13 protein-coding genes are annotated in these 17,829 nt (G+C 70.2%); 7 read left to right on the plus strand and 6 right to left on the minus strand.

Going from position 1 to position 17,829, the window contains the following annotated elements; genetic code table 11:
• Positions 1-5 precede the first annotated feature (5 nt).
• From J5226_RS05310 to J5226_RS05330, 5 genes are all read right to left on the minus strand, one after another.
• A complete protein-coding gene (locus J5226_RS05310; protein ID WP_215838815.1) occupies positions 6-1,232 on the minus strand; it encodes an EAL domain-containing response regulator in 1,227 nt (408 codons plus the stop codon).
• A 208-nt stretch (positions 1,233-1,440) separates the two neighbouring features.
• The gene (locus J5226_RS05315) at positions 1,441-2,079 is read right to left on the minus strand and encodes a tetratricopeptide repeat protein (RefSeq protein ID WP_215838816.1); all 639 of its coding nucleotides are present in this window, start codon (positions 2,077-2,079) and stop codon (positions 1,441-1,443) included.
• Positions 2,080-2,358: 279 nt separating this feature from the next.
• The gene (locus tag J5226_RS05320) at positions 2,359-4,767 is read right to left on the minus strand and encodes a family 20 glycosylhydrolase (RefSeq protein WP_215838817.1); all 2,409 of its coding nucleotides are present in this window, start codon (positions 4,765-4,767) and stop codon (positions 2,359-2,361) included.
• A gap of 125 nt (positions 4,768-4,892) precedes the next feature.
• Positions 4,893-7,511, minus strand: a complete 2,619-nt coding sequence (locus tag J5226_RS05325) for a TonB-dependent receptor (RefSeq protein WP_215838818.1) — start codon at positions 7,509-7,511, stop codon at positions 4,893-4,895.
• Between the two features lie 282 nt (positions 7,512-7,793).
• Complete coding sequence (locus tag J5226_RS05330; protein ID WP_215838819.1) at positions 7,794-8,846, minus strand: glucokinase; 1,053 nt, start codon at positions 8,844-8,846, stop codon at positions 7,794-7,796.
• A gap of 428 nt (positions 8,847-9,274) precedes the next feature.
• Here J5226_RS05330 and J5226_RS05335 point away from each other — a divergent pair, with 428 nt between their 5' ends.
• From J5226_RS05335 to J5226_RS05365, 7 genes are all read left to right on the plus strand, one after another.
• Positions 9,275-10,609 carry a sugar MFS transporter gene (locus J5226_RS05335; protein ID WP_215838820.1) on the plus strand — a complete coding sequence of 445 codons (1,335 nt, stop codon included), beginning with the start codon at positions 9,275-9,277 and terminating at the stop codon, positions 10,607-10,609.
• Between the two features lie 168 nt (positions 10,610-10,777).
• Positions 10,778-11,584 carry a lysophospholipid acyltransferase family protein gene (locus tag J5226_RS05340; RefSeq protein ID WP_215838821.1) on the plus strand — a complete coding sequence of 269 codons (807 nt, stop codon included), beginning with the start codon at positions 10,778-10,780 and terminating at the stop codon, positions 11,582-11,584.
• Between the two features lie 10 nt (positions 11,585-11,594).
• Positions 11,595-12,584, plus strand: coding sequence for an alpha/beta fold hydrolase (locus tag J5226_RS05345; protein WP_215840327.1), 990 nt, complete (start codon positions 11,595-11,597; stop codon positions 12,582-12,584).
• Between the two features lie 112 nt (positions 12,585-12,696).
• Entirely contained in the window at positions 12,697-14,769 is a 2,073-nt protein-coding gene (locus J5226_RS05350; protein WP_215838822.1) for a tetratricopeptide repeat protein, read from the plus strand.
• 138 nt (positions 14,770-14,907) lie between these two features.
• Entirely contained in the window at positions 14,908-15,534 is a 627-nt protein-coding gene (locus J5226_RS05355; protein WP_215838823.1) for a YbhB/YbcL family Raf kinase inhibitor-like protein, read from the plus strand.
• On the plus strand, positions 15,531-16,304 hold the full coding sequence (locus tag J5226_RS05360; protein ID WP_215838824.1) for an SDR family oxidoreductase: 774 nt from the start codon (positions 15,531-15,533) through the stop codon (positions 16,302-16,304). Before J5226_RS05355 ends, J5226_RS05360 begins: the two co-directional genes overlap by 4 nt.
• 59 nt (positions 16,305-16,363) lie before the next feature.
• On the plus strand, positions 16,364-16,867 hold the full coding sequence (locus J5226_RS05365) for an RDD family protein (RefSeq protein ID WP_215838825.1): 504 nt from the start codon (positions 16,364-16,366) through the stop codon (positions 16,865-16,867).
• Positions 16,868-16,931: 64 nt separating this feature from the next.
• Here J5226_RS05365 and J5226_RS05370 read toward each other — a convergent pair whose 3' ends face one another.
• A complete protein-coding gene (locus J5226_RS05370; protein ID WP_215838826.1) occupies positions 16,932-17,798 on the minus strand; it encodes an META and DUF4377 domain-containing protein in 867 nt (288 codons plus the stop codon).
• Positions 17,799-17,829 lie beyond the last annotated feature (31 nt).

A 17,829-nucleotide genomic window follows, 5' to 3' on the forward strand; every position in this document is an offset into this window, starting at 1 on the left:
GCGGCTCAGTGTTCGGGGCGGCGCCAGCGGCCGAGCGCGGCGCGCAGCTCGGCGCCGGGCACGGCCTCGCCGATCAGCCGGCCTTGCGCCACCGCGCAGCCCAGCTCGGCCAGCATCTGCCAGTCCTCGACCGTCTCCACGCCCTCGGCCACCGCGTCCAGGCCGAGCTTGCGCGCCAGGTCCAGGCTGGCCTCCACCACCGCGCGCTTGCGCGGCCGCTGGCTGGCGCCGGCGACGAATTCTTGATCGATCTTCAGTTCGGTGAACGGCACCTGCGAGAGTTGCGACAGCGACGACCAACCGGTGCCGAAGTCGTCGATGGACAGGCCGAAGCCCTTGAGCCGCAGCCGCGCCAACACCGCCAAGCCGCGTGCGGCGTCGGCCATCAGCGAGCTTTCGGTGAGCTCCAGCACCACTTCGCTGGCGGCTACGCCGGCCTCGCGCACGATGCGCTGGTAGCGGTCGGCGGCGCCGGCGTCGTCGAGGGTGGAGGCGGAGACGTTGACCGACAGCTTCAGGCGCAAACCTTCGCGATCCCAGCCGCGTTTGTAGCGGCAGGCCTGGGCGAGCATGCGTTCGGTGAGTTCGTCGAGCAGGTCCTGGTCTTCCAGCAGCGGCACGAAATGTTGCGGCAGGATCACCCGGCCGTCGTCGCGGCGCCAGCGGGCCAGCGCTTCCACGCCGATGGCGCGGCCGTTGCTTAGTTCCACTTGCAACTGAAACCACGGCTCGATGCGGCCGGTTTCCAGGGCGATGCGCGCGTCGTCGGGGGTGATTTGCAGCGCGGCTTGGGGTTCTTCGTCGGCCTTGGTTTGGCGCAGGGAAGTCAGGGCGTCGGCTAGTTTGGCTTTGGTCAGCGGTTTGGCCAGCGCCTCGAGCACGCGCAGGCCGCAGGCGCGGGCCATGGTTTGCACGGTGTGCAGCAAGGCCGGGTCGAGCGCGCTGACCACGAGCACGGCGCGGGCCAGACGCTGCCGGGCGAGGCGGTCGATGAATTCGATGCCGTCCATGCCAGGCATGTCCAGATCGACCAGGACCAGATCGACTTCGGCCGGATCGTCGGCATCGGGCGCCGACTCGAGCGCCAGACGGTTCAGCAGATCCAGGGCGCTGGCGCCGTCGGCGGCTTCGTGCAGATTGGCGACGCCCAGTTCGCCCAGCAGGCGCAGCGCCATGCGGCGCTGGAAGCCGTGGTCTTCGACCACCAGGACGCTGAGTGTCGACTTCGACATCCGATCCCCGGCTGCGTGCGCAGCGACAGACCGGTCCCGGGAGGCAGCAGACTCGGCCGCGAACGGCCGACTGTAGCCGTGTAGGGGAGTCAACGGGAAGCGTGGCGACGAACGGTCGCGGGCGCCTGCGACGCGCGTCGCGAGCGCTGAGTGATGCGGGTTGGCGCGGGCGCGCGAACGCAAGCGTCCGCGCGCCGGAGCTTGCGTTTTACGGCCAGGCCGGCGGATTGGCCGCCCAAGCCTTGTGCACTTCGGCCAGGGTGGCGCGGTCGGCGTCGCGCCAGGCCGGCAGCAGCTCGGCGTAACGCGAGGCGTCGCGCCATTGGTCGGGTTCGGTGCGCACCGCGGCGGCGTACCACTGCAGCGCCTCGTCCTTGCGGCCGAGCGACCACAGCAGCACCGCGTAGGTCGGCGGCATCCAGCCGGCGTTGACGCTGCGCGCGCTGTGCAGGGTGGCGAACACCTTCAGCGCTTCGTCGGTGGCGCCGGCGTGGTAGAGATCCCAACCGTAATTCCAGTTGATCGCGCGCCAGAAGCTGCTGCCGCTGTCGATCTCGCGCAGGGCGCGGGCGTAGAGCTGGCGGCCCAGGTCGTTGCGGCCGGCTTCCATCGCCAGATGCGCCAGCTGCGCGGCTTCGGTCGGCGCGTGCGCCTTGCGTTCCAGGATCTTGGCCAGACGGTCCATCGCCGCCTCGCCGGTTTCGCGCACGACGACGACCGGCTTGGCGGTCTGCGCGTCGGCGTCGAAGTAGAACTCGTTGGGCTTGGGCAGGCTTTGCGCAGCGGCCGAACCGGAAGCCAGCGCCGCGGCGAGCGCCGTGGCCAACAGCAAATTGCGGATGAGCATGTACGTGAATCCCCCCTTTGGGCCGCACATGCTACCGCCCAATGCGCGGATCCATGAACATCGGCACATATTTTTCTTTCCAAAACGTGGCGAAGAGCATGACTGCGTGCGTCGGGAATGCAGTAACGCCACGTCCGACACGTCCGTGTCACAGAGGTCTGCGCCGGCGGCGGCGTTCGGCCGCTCCCGGGCGCGAGCCCTGCGCGGCCGGGCCGGCGGCGCCCGGGGCGAGCCCCGGCGGGCCGGCCCGCCGCCGCGCGGAGCGGCCCGTCCGGCCGGTTATGGCGCCGGCTGCAGTCTGACCCGGTCCAGCGCCCACAGCGGATCGTGTGTGCCGCTGGCGAACACGAAACACAGATCGTGCGTGCCCGAGAGCTTAGGCAGCGGCGCCTCCAGCACGGTCAGTCCGTCGCGGCCCTGGGCCGGCCGCAGCGGCAGGCGCGCGATCGGCGCGCTCTTGCAGTCGTCCAGGCGCACTTCCAGCGCCGCATCGGGCTCGGCCTCGCGGGTCACGATCTTGTCCGTGTCGTGCCAGAGCTGGAAGTTGTACGGCACCTGCCCGACCGTCGCGATCAGCGCGGCCACGCCGTCGAGCTTGGCGCCGGTGTAGATCCAACACGGGTCGATCAGGTTCACGGTCAGCGCAGCGCGGGCGCCGTCGCGGCTTCCGTCGCGCGCGGCGTCGTCTTCCAGGCGCAGGTTGTAGCCCTCGCGGCAGGCCTTGAGCGCGGCGCTGCCGCGTTCGCTCAGATCGGCGGCGGCCTTCGCCTGCAAGCGCCGCGGCGCCGACAGCGCGCGGCCGTCGAAGAAGGTGGTGGCGACCACCTCGAGCGGGAACGCCGCCTGGAACGGTTGTGCGTACACCGGCGAGGACGCGTCGGGCGCGCCGCCGTCGGTGCGGTAGCGGATCTCGCCGAAGCCGGTTTGACTGGACAGCGCGACCCGCGCGCCGCCGGCGTCGGGTTCGGCCTGGATGTCCACGGCGTAGGCGACATCGCTGAAGCCGATCTTCTGGCCGCGGTAACGCGCCAGCTGCGGCGCCAGCCGGCGCTGGAAATCGTTCCAGTCGCGGCCCTGCGCCGGCGACCACACCACTTCGGCCAGCGCGTCCAGGCGCGGATGCAGCGCCTGCTGCACCAGCTCGAAGGTGCGCTTGTGCTCGACCCACAGATTGCCCTGCGCGCCGATCACATGCTGGGCCTGCGCCGCGTCCATGCCGGGCGGGGTCATCGGGAATTCGTAGAACGCGCGCAAGGTGCTGACCGGATAGCGGCCGCTGGGTTCGTCGTCGCGGTCGCTTTGCGCGTAGTCCAGATACAGCTTGCGGTCGGGCGCGAGGATCACGTCGTGGCCCTGACGCGCGGCTTGCAGCGCGCCTTCGTCGCCGCGCCAGGACATCACCGTCGCGCTCGGCGGCAACTTGCCGCCTTCCAGGATTTCGTCCCAGCCGACCAGCACCCGGCCGTGCGTCTGCAGGTGCTCGCCGATGCGGCCGACGAACCAGCTCTGCAGCGCCGCCTCGTCCTTCAGGCCCAGCGCCTTGAGCTTGGCCTGCACCTTCGGCGAGGCCTGCCACTGGTCCTTGGCCGCTTCGTCGCCGCCGATGTGGATGTACTTCGACGGGAACAGCTCGACCACTTCGTCGAGGACGCCGGTGAGGAAGACGAAGGTTTCGTCCTGCGGATTGAACAAATAAGTGTGCACGCCCCAATCCGGCGAGACCTTCGGCGCTTGCTTGAGCACGTCGCCGACGCCGAGCGCCGGATACGCGGCGATGGCCGCCTGCGCATGGCCGGGCATTTCGATTTCCGGCACGACATCGATATGGCGCGCGGCCGCGTAGGCGACCACGTCGCGGATCTGATCCTGGGTGTAGTAACCGCAATACTGTTCGGGCTGGCCCTGCGCGTCGCGGCCGTTGGCGCCGGCGCGGATGCGGCAGCCGCCGACTTCGGTCAGGCGCGGGTAGCGCTTGATCTCCACGCGCCAGCCCTGATCGTCGGTGAGATGCCAGTGGAAGGTGTTGAGCTTGAGCTGGGCCATCTGGTCGAGCACCGACTTGACCTCGTCGACGCTGCGGAAATGCCGCGCGACATCGAGCATCAAGCCGCGCCACGGATACGCCGGCGCGTCCTCGATGCGCTGCGCCGGAATGTTCGCCGCGCCTTGCCGGCCGTCGGCGGTGGCCAGCTGCCACAGGCTGACCGCGCCGTAGAACAGGCCGGCTTCGCCGCGCGCGCTGATCTTGGCGCCGTCGTTGCCGATGTCGAGCACGTAGGCTTCATCGCCGATCGGCAGCTTCGGGTCCAGCGCCAGCTCGACCGCGCCCTTCGTCGCGCCGTTCTTGTCCTGCACCTTCGGCGCGAATCCGCGTAGCGCCAGCACGCGCTGGGCGAAGAACTCGCCGACGCGGCGCGCGCCGGGCTGATCGGCGGCGACCACCACCGCGGTCTGCGGGCCGAACGCGAACGCGCCGGTGCCGGCGACGGTCTTGGCCGGACGCGGCAGCACCGCGCTGGCGTAGGCGGCGGCGGGCTGCGCGGCGCCGGCTTGGGTCGCGGGCGCGGCCGGCGCGCCCGGCGGCGCGGCGCGTTCGCACGCGCTCAGGGCCAGCGCCATCGCGCAGGCGAGGCCGGCGTGGACGAAGGCGGAACGGACGGGCGGGGCGATGCGGTGGCGAGTGTTCATCGCGGACGGACTCCAGGCAAGGCGGTCGGCCGCGCGCGCCTGTCGGCGCGGCGGCGCAAAAAAACAAACCCGGCATGCGAATGCCGGGTTTGTCGGGTGGAACGTTCGATCGCGGTGCGGGCCGATCAGAACTTGAAGCGGAACGAAGCCATGAAGCGGCGCCCGGTGTGGAAGCGCTGAGCGATCAGCTCTTCGCGGCCGAGGTACTGCTTGTACTCGGAGTCGAGCAGGTTCATGCCTTCCAGGGCCACGGTCAGGCGGTCGTCGAAGGTCCAGCTCACGCTCGCGCCGAGTTCGGCGTAGTCGTCCACGCTTGCCGGCGGCGCGCCGGCCACGTAGCCGCCGGCGAGGTAGTCGCTGCGCCAGTTGTAGCTGATGCGCGCCGACAGCGGGCCCTTCTCGTAGTACGGGCTGATCGCCACCGCATCGCGCGACTGGTACGGCAGATCGGTGCCGTTGGCGCCTTCGCCGTCGGCGTAGGTGTAGTTCGCGGTCAGACCGAAGCCGGTGTCGCCGAACGGCTGCTGGTAGCTGACGGTGAAGCCCTTGACCTTGCCCTTACCGGCGTTGACCGGACGCAGGATGCTGTAGTTGCAGAACCCGTCGGTGGTGCAGCCGTTGGTGCCGACGATGCGCGACTGGTAGAACGCCGGCGCGGTGGTCGCGTTGGAGTTGAACTGACGCTCGATCGCCGCTTCGCTGGTGATGTAGTTGTCGATGTCCTTGTAGAACACCGACGCCGCCAGCACCGATTGTTCGGCGAAGTACCACTCGGCCGACAGGCTGTAGTTGGTCGACTCGTAGGCGTCGAGGTTGGAGCTGCCGCCGCTGCCGGTGAAGGTGCTGTCGTTGAGGAAGGTGTTGCCGACCAGCTGGTTGTACGGCGCCCAGGCCACGACCTTGGCCGCGCCGAAGCGCAGCAGGACGTCGGCGCCGGTGTCGTAGACCACGTTCAACGACGGCAGCACGAAGTCTTCCTTCTTCGAGCTGCGCACGCGCTTGGAGTCCAGATCGGTCAGGGTCGGGGTGCCGCCGTAGGCGAAGCCCTCGCCGTCGGTCTTGGACTCGACGTAACGCACGCCGATGTTGCCGCGCCAGCCGCCGGTCGCGAAGTCCGCCTGGACGTACGCGGCGGTGTTGGTCTGCTCGATGTTGAAGGTGTTGTTGAGGAAGCTGGCCGGATCCGGCGTCAGCGCGCCGCGGTAGCGGTTGACGTAGTCGATGACGTTCTGGCGGCCGACCTGGACGTGGCGGCCCGAACCGGCGTTGAGATCGCGCAGACTGACCGGGTTGACCGTGCCGACCGTGGTCAGGTTGGCGACCGGCAGGCCGACGAACACGTTCTGGCGATAGTCTTCCTCATGCTTGCCGCGCCGCGCGCCGAAGCTGAGGTTGTTGAACACGCTGTCGAAGCGGACGTTGAAATCCACCTGACCGTAGGTGTCCTTGGTCTGGGTGTCGATGACGCCGTAGTTGCCCATGAAGCCGTCGCCCGCCCAGTTGGCCGGGTTGCCGGCCGCGGCCGGGTTGTCGAAGGTCAGGCCGCGCTTGAGATCCCAGCTGTAGCCGCCGGTGTAGACCGGTTCGATGAACCACTGCTCCAGCGAGTTTTCCGACTTGCTGTGGCCGATCTGGCCCGACACGCCCCACTTGTCGGTCTGGTACTTGCCGGTCAGGTCGATGCCCTTGGTCTCGGGCTCGGACACGCGCACGTTGTTGTCGTAGAACACCGGATTGGCGTTGCTGTGGCCGCTGGTGGCGACGCCGCCGCTGGTGTTGAGACGGTCCACCGCGCCCGGACGCTGGGTCAGGAAGTTGTAGAACGACTGGTTGTAGTTGTCGAAGCTCTCGCGGATGAACAAGCCGCTGAGGTTGAACTCCAGCTCGTGGGTCGGCTTGAACTGCAGGTTGAGGTTGGCGCTGTTGCGTTCGCGGGTCTGCTGGAACCACGCGGCGTTGACGAAGTTCGGCACGTCGATGCCGGCGGCCGCGCCGGTCTGGTTCGGGAAGGTGTTGGCCTTCACGTAGCCGAACACTTCCGTGCCCTGGCGGTCGACGGTTTCTTCGTAGTGCTGCGCGGCGAAGTTGACGCCGAAGGTTTCCTCGGCGTTCTTCCAGCTGTACATGAACGAGCCGCTGGGACGGGTGTCGCCGCCCTGGTCGTTGTAGTTGAAGCTCAGCGAGCCGGCGATGGAGTTGGCGTCCATGTCCAGCGGCTTGCGCGTGTGCATCAGCACGGTGCCGCCGAGGCTGCCTTCGGTCAGGCGCGCTTCGGAGGACTTGATGATCTCCAAGCGGCCGAGGATTTCCGGCGCCAGCAGGGTGTAGTCGAAGCCGCGGTTGGGCTGCTCGCCGTACAGCCAGATCGACTGCGCCACCGGGTGGCCGTCGAGGAAGCTGAGGTTGAGGCTGGGGTCGGTGCCGTCGATGCTGACGCGCTCGCCCTGGCCGAACCGGCGGTCGAGCACCACGCCGGGAATCTGCGACATGGCTTCGGCGACGTTGGTGTTGGCGAACTTGCCGATGTCCTCGGCGGTGATCGCCTCCGACACGGTCACGTTGGCCCGCTTGGTGTCGAGCGACTTCTCCAGGCTGGCGCGGATGCCGGTGACCACGACCGCGTCGAGGTCTTTGGCTTGCGCACCGGCCGCGGCCGGTGCCGCGTCCTGTGCCATCGCCGCGCCGGCAGCCATGCTGAGTGCCACGACGATACTGGCGGACAAAAGGGTCTTGCGCGCTTTCATTACTGTTCCTCCCTCGGGCGGTGATGGCTCGGCGATCGTCCGTTGCGGTTCGTCGCGGAGTCCGGTTGTGTTTTTTTTGATGCGGTGCCGCGGCGCGGCGGCCGCGATGCGGCCGTGCGCGGGTATTGCCGTTCCCAATGCCGCCCGCGCGAGCGCGGGCTTGCTTCGATACAGGTGTTGCCGACTTCGATGCGCGGCCGCGAGCGTGCTTCGGCCTTGCGCCTGACGCGGGTGCTGCCTGCGCCGCGCGGCGCCTGCGCGCCGCGCGACGGTGATCGCCGGTTACGGGGTGTTGCGGAGCGCGGCGTCGGCGTCGCGGCGCGGCTCCTGACGGCTGTGTTCCAGGTACCAACTGGCCGCGCCGATCACGCCCAGGCGCTCGTTTTCGATCAAGCGCACGGGCACGCCTTCGAGCACCGGACGCATCACGCCCTTGTCGAGCATGCGCGCGTGGAACGGGCTGTCGGGCACGAAGTCCTTGAGCTGCGGCAGGATGCCGCCGGCGATGAACACCGACTTGGCGCCGCTGATCACCACCAGATCGCCGATCACGCTGCCGAGCAGGGCGCAGAAGGTCAGCACCGCTTCGCGCGCGATCGCCTCGCCGCGGCGCGCGGCCTCGGTGATCGCGGCCGGCGCGCGCAGCGACGGTTCGGCGCCCGACAGCGTGCACAGCGAGTCGTACAGATTCACCAGCCCGGGGCCGGAGACGAAATGTTCGGTCTTGACGTGGGTGTGGCCGCGCTGCTGGACCAAACGCAGCATGTCCACTTCGCGCGCGTTGCCCGGCGCGAACGCGGTGTGGCCGGCTTCGGTCGGCAGCACCACGGTGCCGCGGCCGTTGGGAATGCGGATCGCCGCGCCCAAACCGGTGCCCGGGCCGATCACCAGGGTCGGGCCCGGCGCGGCGTCGCGCACGCCCGGGGTGAGCAGGGTCGAGTCGTCCGGCGCCATGCACTGGGCGGCGTTGGCGTTGGCCTGGAAATCGTTGATGAACAACACTTCGCGCAGGCCCAGCTCGCGGCGCAGTTCCGACAGCGAGATCGGCCAGGGCAGGTTGGAATTGACCACGCGGTCTTCCAGCACCACGCCGGCGCAGGCGATCACCACGCGCTCGACGCCGACGCCGTTGCCGGCGATGAATTCGGCCAGGATCGGCGCCAGGCTCGGGTAATCGGCGCACACGTACTTGCGGTGGGCGAGCACGGCGACGGTGTCGCCGCCCTGGCCCGGACGCACCAGCCCGACCCGGGTGTGGGTGCCGCCGACGTCGGCGGCGATGAAGGTACCGGCGTCGGCCGGCGCGGCCGTGTTCGGCCGCGGCGCCGCGCTCATGCGCGCACCCGCGTCCGCGGTCCGCGAGCGCTCATGCGGCGCGTGCGCCCGTGTTGCGGCGGCTGCGCCCGCGATTGCCCGGTTTCCTTCGACCCGTCCCACTGCATGCGCCCTCCACGGCTGCCTTTGAGCGTTCCCCTTGGCGGCGCCGAGACTGCACCCGCTTTGACAACGTTGTCAACAAGACTCCGCAAAACCGTCATCGCCGGGCGCAAACCGTGTCCCCGGGCGCGCTTTTCTTGATGCGGCGCAACATGCCGGCGCGCGCCGGAGATCACGTTCTGGCGCGGGTTTCGGCCGATTCGGGCGGTCCCGGTTGGCAGGACGCGCACACTTGTGACAACGTTGGGCCGACGCTTGTCGTGCCGGTCAACCGGGGCATGCGAACGCGGCGGGCGTCTCCCGCCTGCCCTGGGAGGGGATGTCTCATGTCCAGTTCTACCGTCAGCGCGCCCAATGCCAGCGCGCCGCCGCGCTATCTCATGTCGATCGGGATCATCGGCGCGCTGTTTTTCGTGTTCGGCTTCGTCACCTGGCTCAACGGCCCGCTGATCGGCTTCGCCCAGCTCGCCTTCGACCTCGACGAGGTCGGCGCCTTCCTGGTGCCGATGGCGTTCTATCTCTCGTACTTCTTCCTCGCCCTGCCGGCGTCCTCGATCCTGCGCTTCACCGGGATGAAGCGCGGCATGGCCCTGGGCCTGATGGTGATGGCCATCGGCGCGGCGGTGTTCGGCGAATTCACCACCCAGCGCTGGTACCCGGGCGCGCTCGGCGGCCTGTTCGTGATCGGCGCGGGCCTGGCGGTGCTGCAGACCGCGGTCAATCCCTACATCAGCATCCTCGGCCCGATCGACGGTGCGGCCCAGCGCATCGCGGTGATGGGCATCTGCAACAAGATCGCCGGCATCCTCGCGCCGATCGTGCTCGGCACCCTGGTGCTGCACGGCATGGGCGACCTCGCCGAGCAGGTCAAGGGCGCGGACGCGGCGACCAAGGAGCAACTGCTGAACCAGTTCGCGTCCAGCATCCACGGCCCGTATCTGCTGATGGCCGGCATCCTCGCCGTGCTCGCGGTGGGCGTGCTGTTCTCGCCGCTGCCGGAACTGCGCGGCGAAGAGGTCAACAAGAGCGGCGCCGAAAACGGCGGCGCCAGCCGCAGCCTGTTCGGCTATCCGCACCTGTGGCTCGGCGCGCTGTGCATCTTCGTCTACGTCGGCGTGGAAGTGATGGCGGGCGACGCCATCGGCACCTACGGCCACAGCTTCGGCCTGCCGCTGGACAAGACCAAGTTCTTCACCTCCTTCACCCTCGGCGGGATGTTGCTCGGCTACATCGTCGGCCTGATCGTGATTCCGCGCTTCATCTCGCAGGAGCGCTATCTGTCGTGGTCGGCGGTGCTGGGCGTGGCGCTGAGCATCGGCGCGTTCGCCACCCACGGTTTCGTCTCGGTGCTGTTCGTCGCCGCGCTCGGCTTCGCCAACGCGATGATGTGGCCGGCGATCTTCCCGCTCGGCATCCGCGGCCTGGGCCGCCACACCGAAACCGGCTCGGCGATCATGGTCATGGGCATCGCCGGCGGCGCGGTGGTGCCGCAGCTGTACGCGGTGCTCAAGCAGCACTTCGATTTCCAGGCGGTGTTCCTGGCGCTGATGGTGCCGTGCTACCTGTACATCCTGTTCTTCGCCAAGGTCGGGCATAAGGTCGGCCAGCGCGAGCGCAACGGCGCGGGCGCCGGTGCGGCGCCGGTGGCCGAGGCCAACTGAACCGCGGGCTTCGGCCTCGCCGGGAGGGCTCGCGGGCCCTCCCGGCGTTTCAAACGCTCCGCGCAGTCTCGGTCGAAAATTGACCGCCTCCGCCGCGCCGCCCGCCGGACGCGGCGTTCCGCGAAATGGCGCTGGCCGCTGCGGCGGCGCTTCGGTATCGTGCACGCAATGAATGCGCCGCCTCCCCACGCCGGCGCGGTCGCGCCCACCGGGGCGTCGGCCGCGCGTGCGCTGCGTTACCTGATCCGTACGCCCTTGCTGCTGTGGCATGTGTTCGTCCACCTGCCGCTGGTGCTGCTGCTGATCACCCTGCCCACCGCCCGCATCCCCTGGGGCGAGGAAACCCTGGAACACCGCGCGATCCGCGCCTGGTCGGCCGGATTGATGCGCGTGTTCGGCTTCCGCCTGCGCCGGATCGGCACGCCGCTGGCGGGCGCGACCTTGTTCGTCGCCAATCACGTCAGCTGGGTCGATATCGAGATCCTGCACAGCCAACGCATGATGGGCTTCGTCGCCAAGCGCGAAATCGCCGGTTGGCCGGTGGTCGGCTGGCTCGCCGCGCGCGGCCACACCATCTTCCATTCGCGCGGCAGCACCGAATCGCTCGGCGGCGTGCTGCACGAAATGCTTTCGCGCCTGCGCGCGGGCCGCTCGGTCGGCGTGTTCCCCGAAGGCGGCACCCGCGGCGGCCGCGAGATCGGCCCGTTCCACGCCCGCATCTTCACGGCCGCGGTCGAAGCCGGCGTGCCGGTGCAGCCGGTGGCGCTGCGCTACGGCGAGCGCGGCGACGCCCAGCGCGTGGTCGCCTTCCAGGACCGCGAGAGCTTCTTCGCCAATTTCCTGCGCCTGCTCGGCGAGCCCGGGCGGCTGGCCGAAGTGCATTTCCTCACCCCGATCGGCCCGGGCGAGGCCGACGGCCGCCGCCGCATCGCCGAATTGGCGCGGCAGCGCATCCTCGAGGCGATGGCGAGCTGAGGCGGCGATGCTGACCGCGTCCGACTACGCGCCGCCGCGCTGGCTGCGCAACGCCCATCTCCAGTCGGTGCTCGGTTCCAGCCCGCTGCGCCGGCGCACCGCCGAGCAGCGCTTGAACGCCGCCGGCGCGCGCACCGAAGTGCATCTGCTGGAAACCGCCAGCGGCGTGCGTCTGCAAGGCCTGCATAGCGCGGTTCCCGGCGCGCCCCCGCACGGACTGGTGCTGCTGCTGCACGGCTGGGAAGGCAGCGCCGAATCCAACTACATGCGGCTGACCGCGGCGCGCCTGCTCGCCCGCGGCTTCGACGTGTTCCGGCTCAATTTCCGCGACCACGGCGACACCCATCACCTCAACGAAGGCCTGTTCCACTCCAACCGGCTGGAGGAAGTGGTGCAGGCCGCGCAGGAAGTGGCGCGGCGTTTTCCGCTGCGGCCGCTGTCGGTGGCCGGCTATTCGCTCGGCGGCAACTTCGCCCTGCGGCTGGCGCTGCGCGCGTCGCAGGTCGGATTGCCGCTGGCGCACGCCGCGGCGGTGTGCCCGGTGCTGGACCCGGCGCGGACCATGGATGCGATGGAAAGCGGCCTGCCGATGTACCTGTGGTACTTCGAGCGCAAATGGCGCGATTCGCTGGCGCGCAAGCGCGAGCTGTTTCCGGCCGTGCACGATTTCGACGACCGCACGCTCGGCCTGCGCATGCGCCCGCTGACCCAGTGGATGGTCGAGCGGCACACCGACTTCGGCACCCTCGACCGCTATTTCGAGGGATATTCCATCGCCGGCGAGCGGCTGTCGCGGCTGCAGGTGCCGGTCAGCATCCTGATGGCCGCCGACGACCCGGTGATCCCGCTGGCCGGCTTCCGCGAGCTGCGCCTGCCGCCGCATTCGCGCCTGGAAGTGGCGCCCTGGGGCGGGCACTGCGGGTTCCTGGAAAACGCCAGCCTCGACGGCTTCGCCGAGCGCTGGATCGCCGACCGGATGGCCGCGCTGGCGGCCGGCTGAGGCGGGCGGGCGAGGGCCCGCGCCGCGCGCCGAACCGCCGGGATCGGCAAAAAGGCGCAAAACCGCGCGCGCCCCTACAATCCCCCCTCTTATCCAGCGCGAAGCACGTCACATGTACGAACCCACCCTCGACGCCCTGCGCCGCGGCGACACGGCTCAGGCGCTCGTCAGCGCCGAGCAGCTCGTCGGCGAGCAGCCCAACGACGCCAACGCGCACCGCCTGCACGCCGCCGCGCTGCGCCTGGACGGCCAGCGCGACGCCGCCGTGGCCGCGCTCGACCGCGCCATCGGTCTGGCGCCCGAGGACGCGCAACTGCACCTGGAACGCGCCGGCGCGTTGCTCGACGGCCGCCAGCTCGACGAGGCGCAGGCCGCGCTGGCCCAGGCGATCGGGCTGGATCCGAACCAGTTCCCCGCCTACATCATCAAGGCCCAGCTGGCGCTGCTGCACGGCGATCTCGACGAAGCCGAGCGGCTGGCCCGCACCGCCGCGCGCATCGCCCCCGACCATCCGCGCGTGGCCGCGGTGGTGGGCACGCTGGCGCTGCGCCGCGGCGACCCCGACCGCGCCCTGGCGGTGCTGAGCCAGGCCGGCGCGGTCGCCCCGGACGACCCGCAAGTGCTGCACGCGCTGGGCTTCGCCTATCTGGCCAAGGACCACATGGCCTTCGCCGAGCAGTGCTTCCAGCGCCTGTCCGAACTCAATCCCGAACAACCCACGCTGCAGCTGCTGCTGGCCGAACTGCAGCGCCGCCAGTCGCGCTTCGTCGAAGCCGCCGACCGCATCGCGCCGCTGGCCGAGCGCGAAGGCGCCGACTTCGGCGTGCGCCGCTGGGCCGGCGAGCTGGAACTCGACGCCGGCCGCAACGACCGCGCCCTGGGCTTCCTGCGCAGCGCCTTCGCCGAACACCCGGCCGACCTGCGCACGCTCGACGCGAGCATGGAAGCCTGGCGCCGCAACGACGCCTTCGACGAAGCCGTGCAGTCGCTGGAAACCGCGCTCGCCCGGCACCCGGACGCGCCGCAGCTGTGGCGCGCGCGCGTGGCGCTGGAGCCGTTCGCGTCCGAGTCGGCGCTGGCGGTGATCGCGCGCTGGCGCGAGGCCATGCCCGAGAGCCTGAGCGCGCTGGAAGCGCGCGCCGCCGTGCACGACCACCTCGGCGAATCCGAGCAGGCCGTGGCCCTGGCCGAGCGCATCGCCGAACTTAGCCCGGGCGACACCCAGGCCGAGATGCGCATCGTGCAGAGCCTGATCGAACGCGACCCCGACGCCGCCGCCGAGCGCATCGAGCGCCTGATCGGCATGGCCCAGGATCCGACGGTCAAGCGCGAACTGCGGCAGATGCTCGGCCGCACGCTCGACGTCGCCGGCCAGCCCGAAGCCGCCGCCGCGACCTGGGCCGAGCTGCACGCCGAAGTGATCGAGCAGCGCTTGCCGCTGAACCCGATCAGCCCGCGCACCGGCGGCGAGTGGCCGCCGCTGGCGCAGGCGCCGGAAGGCAGCCGCGGCATCCTGCTGCTGTGGGGCGCGCCGGGTTCGCAGATCGAACGCATCGGTCAGGTGCTGGGTTTGGCCGGCGCGCCGCTGCTGTTCGACCGCTTCGGTCCGCAGCCGCCGACCGATCCGATGCAGCGCTACGGCACGGTCGACGAATTGCTCAGCGGCAGCCTCGATCCCGCGTTCCTGGTCAAGCTCTACCGCGCCGCGCTGACCGCGCGCGGCGTCGGCGACGCGCCGGTGTACGACTGGCTGCTGTGGTGGGACAACGCGCTGCTGCGCGCGCTGCGTCCGTACCTGCCGGAAGCCTTCCTGCTGCTGTCGATCCGCGACCCGCGCGACATGCTGCTGGACTGGCTCGCCTTCGGCAGCCCGACCCCGTACCGCCTAAGCTCGCCGGAAGAGGGCGCGCGCTGGCTGGCGCGCAGCCTGGAGCAGGTCGCCGACCTGCACGAAGGCAATCTGTTCCCGCATCGCTTGGTCAAGCTGGACGAAGTCGGCGAACACCCGGCGGCGATCGCCCAAGTGCTGGCCGACACGCTGCGGATCAATCTGCAGCTGCCCAAGGACATCGACGTCAGCGACCGCTTGGCCGACGGCCGTTGGCGCGATTACCTCGGCCCGCTCGGCGAGGCCTTCGCCGTGCTCGGCCCGGTCGCGCGCCGGCTCGGTTATCCCGAGCGCTGAGGCGCGCGCACCGCGCCGCCGCCGCCGATGCGGCGGCGGTCGCGGTCGCGGTCATGCGCCGATGCGATCATGGGCGTTGGCGCGATGCCGCCGGCCGCGAGGCCGCACCGCGCACCCGATTCGAACCAGGAGCTCGCCATGCAGATCCGCAGCAACAGCTTCCAGCACCGCCAGCGCTTGCCGGCCGAATTCGCCGCCGGCCAGCCCACCGCCGACGGTTTCGGCTTCGCCGCCAACCGCAATCCGCATCTGGCCTGGGACGAGGTTCCCGCCGGCACGCGTTCGTTCGTGTTGATCTGCATCGACCCGGACGTGCCGACCGTGGCCGAGATGGTCGGCCGCGACGACGTGCAGATTCCCGAGCACCAAGTGCGCGGCGATTTCATCCACTGGGTCATGGCCGACATTCCCGCCGACGTGCGCGAGATCGCCGCCGGCAGCTGCAGCGACGGCGTGGTCGCGCACGGCAAGCGCGATCCGGCCGGCCCGCGCGGCGCGCGCCAGGGCTTGAACGATTACACCGGCTGGTTCGCTTCCGACCCGGACATGGCCGGCGACTGGTACGGCTACGACGGCGCGTTCCCGCCGCCGAACGATCTGCGCCTGCATCGCTATTTCTTCCGCATCTTCGCCCTCGACGTCGAACGTTTGCCGCTGGACGCGCGCTTCACCGCCGCCGATGCGCTCAACGCCATGCACGGGCATGTGTTGGGGCAGGCCTCGATCTACGCGACCTATTCGCTCAACCCGGCGGTGAAGGGGTGAGCAGCGCGGCCGGCGCGCGCGTCGCGCTGATCAGCGGCGCCAGCCGCGGCATCGGTGCGGCGATCGCGCGCGAGCTGTCGGCGGCCGGCTTGAGCGTGGCGTTGGTGGCGCGTTCGGGCGAGGCCTTGGACGCGCTCGCCGCGCAGCTGCCCGGCCCCGCGCTGGCGCTGCCGGCCGACTTGTCCGAACCCGACGCCGCCGCGCGCGCGGTGGCCGCGACGCGCGAGCGCTTCGGCCGTCTCGACGTGCTGGTCAACAACGCCGGCGCGACCCCGCGCGGCGATTTTCTCGGCTTTTCCGACGCCGATTGGGACGCCGGCTTCGCCCTGAAATTCTTCGGCGCGGTGCGGCTGTGCCGCGCGGCGTGGCCGCTGCTGGCCGACAACGCCGGCGCCATCGTCAACATCGCCGGCATCGGCGGGCGCACCGGCAGCGCCGAGTTCGCCATCGGCGGCGCGGTCAACGCCGCATTGTCGAACCTGACCAAAGCGCTGGCCGACCGCGGCGTGCGCGACGGCGTGCGGGTCAACGCGGTCAATCCCAGTTCCATCGCCACCGAACGCACCCAGGTCCGCATCGACGCGCTCGCGCGCGAGCGCGGGCTCGACCCGGCCGAGGCCGCGGCCGAACTCGCGCGCAAGCTCGGCGTGGCTCGTTTCGGCGCGCCGGAGGAAGTCGCGCGCGTGGTCGCGTTCCTCGTCTCCGACGCGGCCAGCTACATGCAAGGCGCCATCGTCGATGTCGACGGCGGCCAGACCCGCACGCTGTAGGCGCGCATCCGCCGCGCCCGCCGTTTCGCGGGCCCGGCGACCACTTACCGAACTTCGATATGAACGACCTCAACGATTCCCACGACCTGCCGCGGACCCAACACCGCGCCGAACGCATCGCCGCGCTGGTGCCCGCCAGCCGCGCGCAGCGGCTGGCCAACCTGCTGATCGACAGCGCGATCTGCGCCGCGGCCGTGCTCGGCGGCATCACCGTCTATGCGGCGGTCGATCCCGAGGTGCTCAAGGTGCTGCAGCCCGCCTCGCCGGACACGCCGTGGAATCCGCGCATGTCGCTGATCATGCTGCTGGTGCAGTTCGCCTACTACGTGCCGATGGAAGGCATCTTCGGCGTCACCCTCGGCAAGCTGGTCACCAGCACCCGCACGGTCGACGAAGAAGGCCGCCCGCCGAGCTGGACGCAAGTGCTCGCGCGCACCGCGCTGCGGCAGATTCCGTTCGAGCCGATCTCGATCCTGTTCGGCGATCCCGCGCGCGCGCGGGCTTGGCACGACCGTTTTTCCAAGACGCTGGTGGTGCGTACCGCATCGCCGATGAAGCGCTGAGCGCATAAAGCGACGGGCCCGGCCGCTTGCGCGACCGGGCCCGCTGCGAACCTCGCGGCGCGGCTTACTTGCCCTTCGGCTTCGACGCCTGCACCGATTCGCTCTCGACCACCATGTCGAGCACGTAGGCCACCGACGATGCGTCGGCCGGCGGGTTCTTGATGTCGAACTTCTTCACCCGCACCACGTTGCGGATGCCGGCTTCGTGGGTGTAGCCCTCGATGTCTTGATACAGGAACTGCCACTCGCCTTCCGGCTTCACCACCACGCCGTTGGCGTCGTACTTGCGTTCGCGCGCCCACAGGCACTGGTGGTTCGGCATCAGCGGGTGCGGGCAGTCGCGCAGCTGCGAATCCACTTCCAGGAACACGGTCGCGCCCGGACCGCCGTAGCGGGTTTCCGCGGTCGGCTCGCCGCTCAGCGCGAGCTTGGCGCCGCTGGCGGTGGTCAGCAGCAGGCGCGGCGCCGGCGCTTCGCCTTCGATGGCGAAGCCGGCGTTGCCCTTGAGCTGTTCGCTGATCGCGGTGTCCATCTGCATCAGGCGCTGGTCTTGGCAGGCCATCAGCGTGGTTTGGAATTCGCCGATCTCGATGCGGTCGCCGGCGAGCTTGAAGCCCGCGCCGATGTGGTTGCAGCCGCCGGACACGCCGAGCTTGTCGCCGTTGAAGCTCAGCTTCAGGCCGTACTTGCCTTCGCGCTGCAGCAGCGCGATGGGCTTGCCGGCGGCGTCGGTGGCGGTGTCGAGATTCCAGGTGTAGCCGCGCAGATCGACGCTGGCGGCCGGCGCCGGATCGGCCTTGACCGCGGCCGGCGCGGCGCCGTCGGCGGGTTTGGCGGCGGTGGCGTCGGGCGAGGTGGAGGGCGCGGCGCAGGCGGCGAGCAGGACGGTCGACAGCGCGGCGGCGAGAACGAGGTGGCGTTGGATTTTCATGGGGCGCAATGATCCGGGTTGAGTCGCGAAA

This window comes from Lysobacter sp. K5869 (assembly GCF_018847975.1).
Taxonomy (GTDB): domain Bacteria; phylum Pseudomonadota; class Gammaproteobacteria; order Xanthomonadales; family Xanthomonadaceae; genus Lysobacter.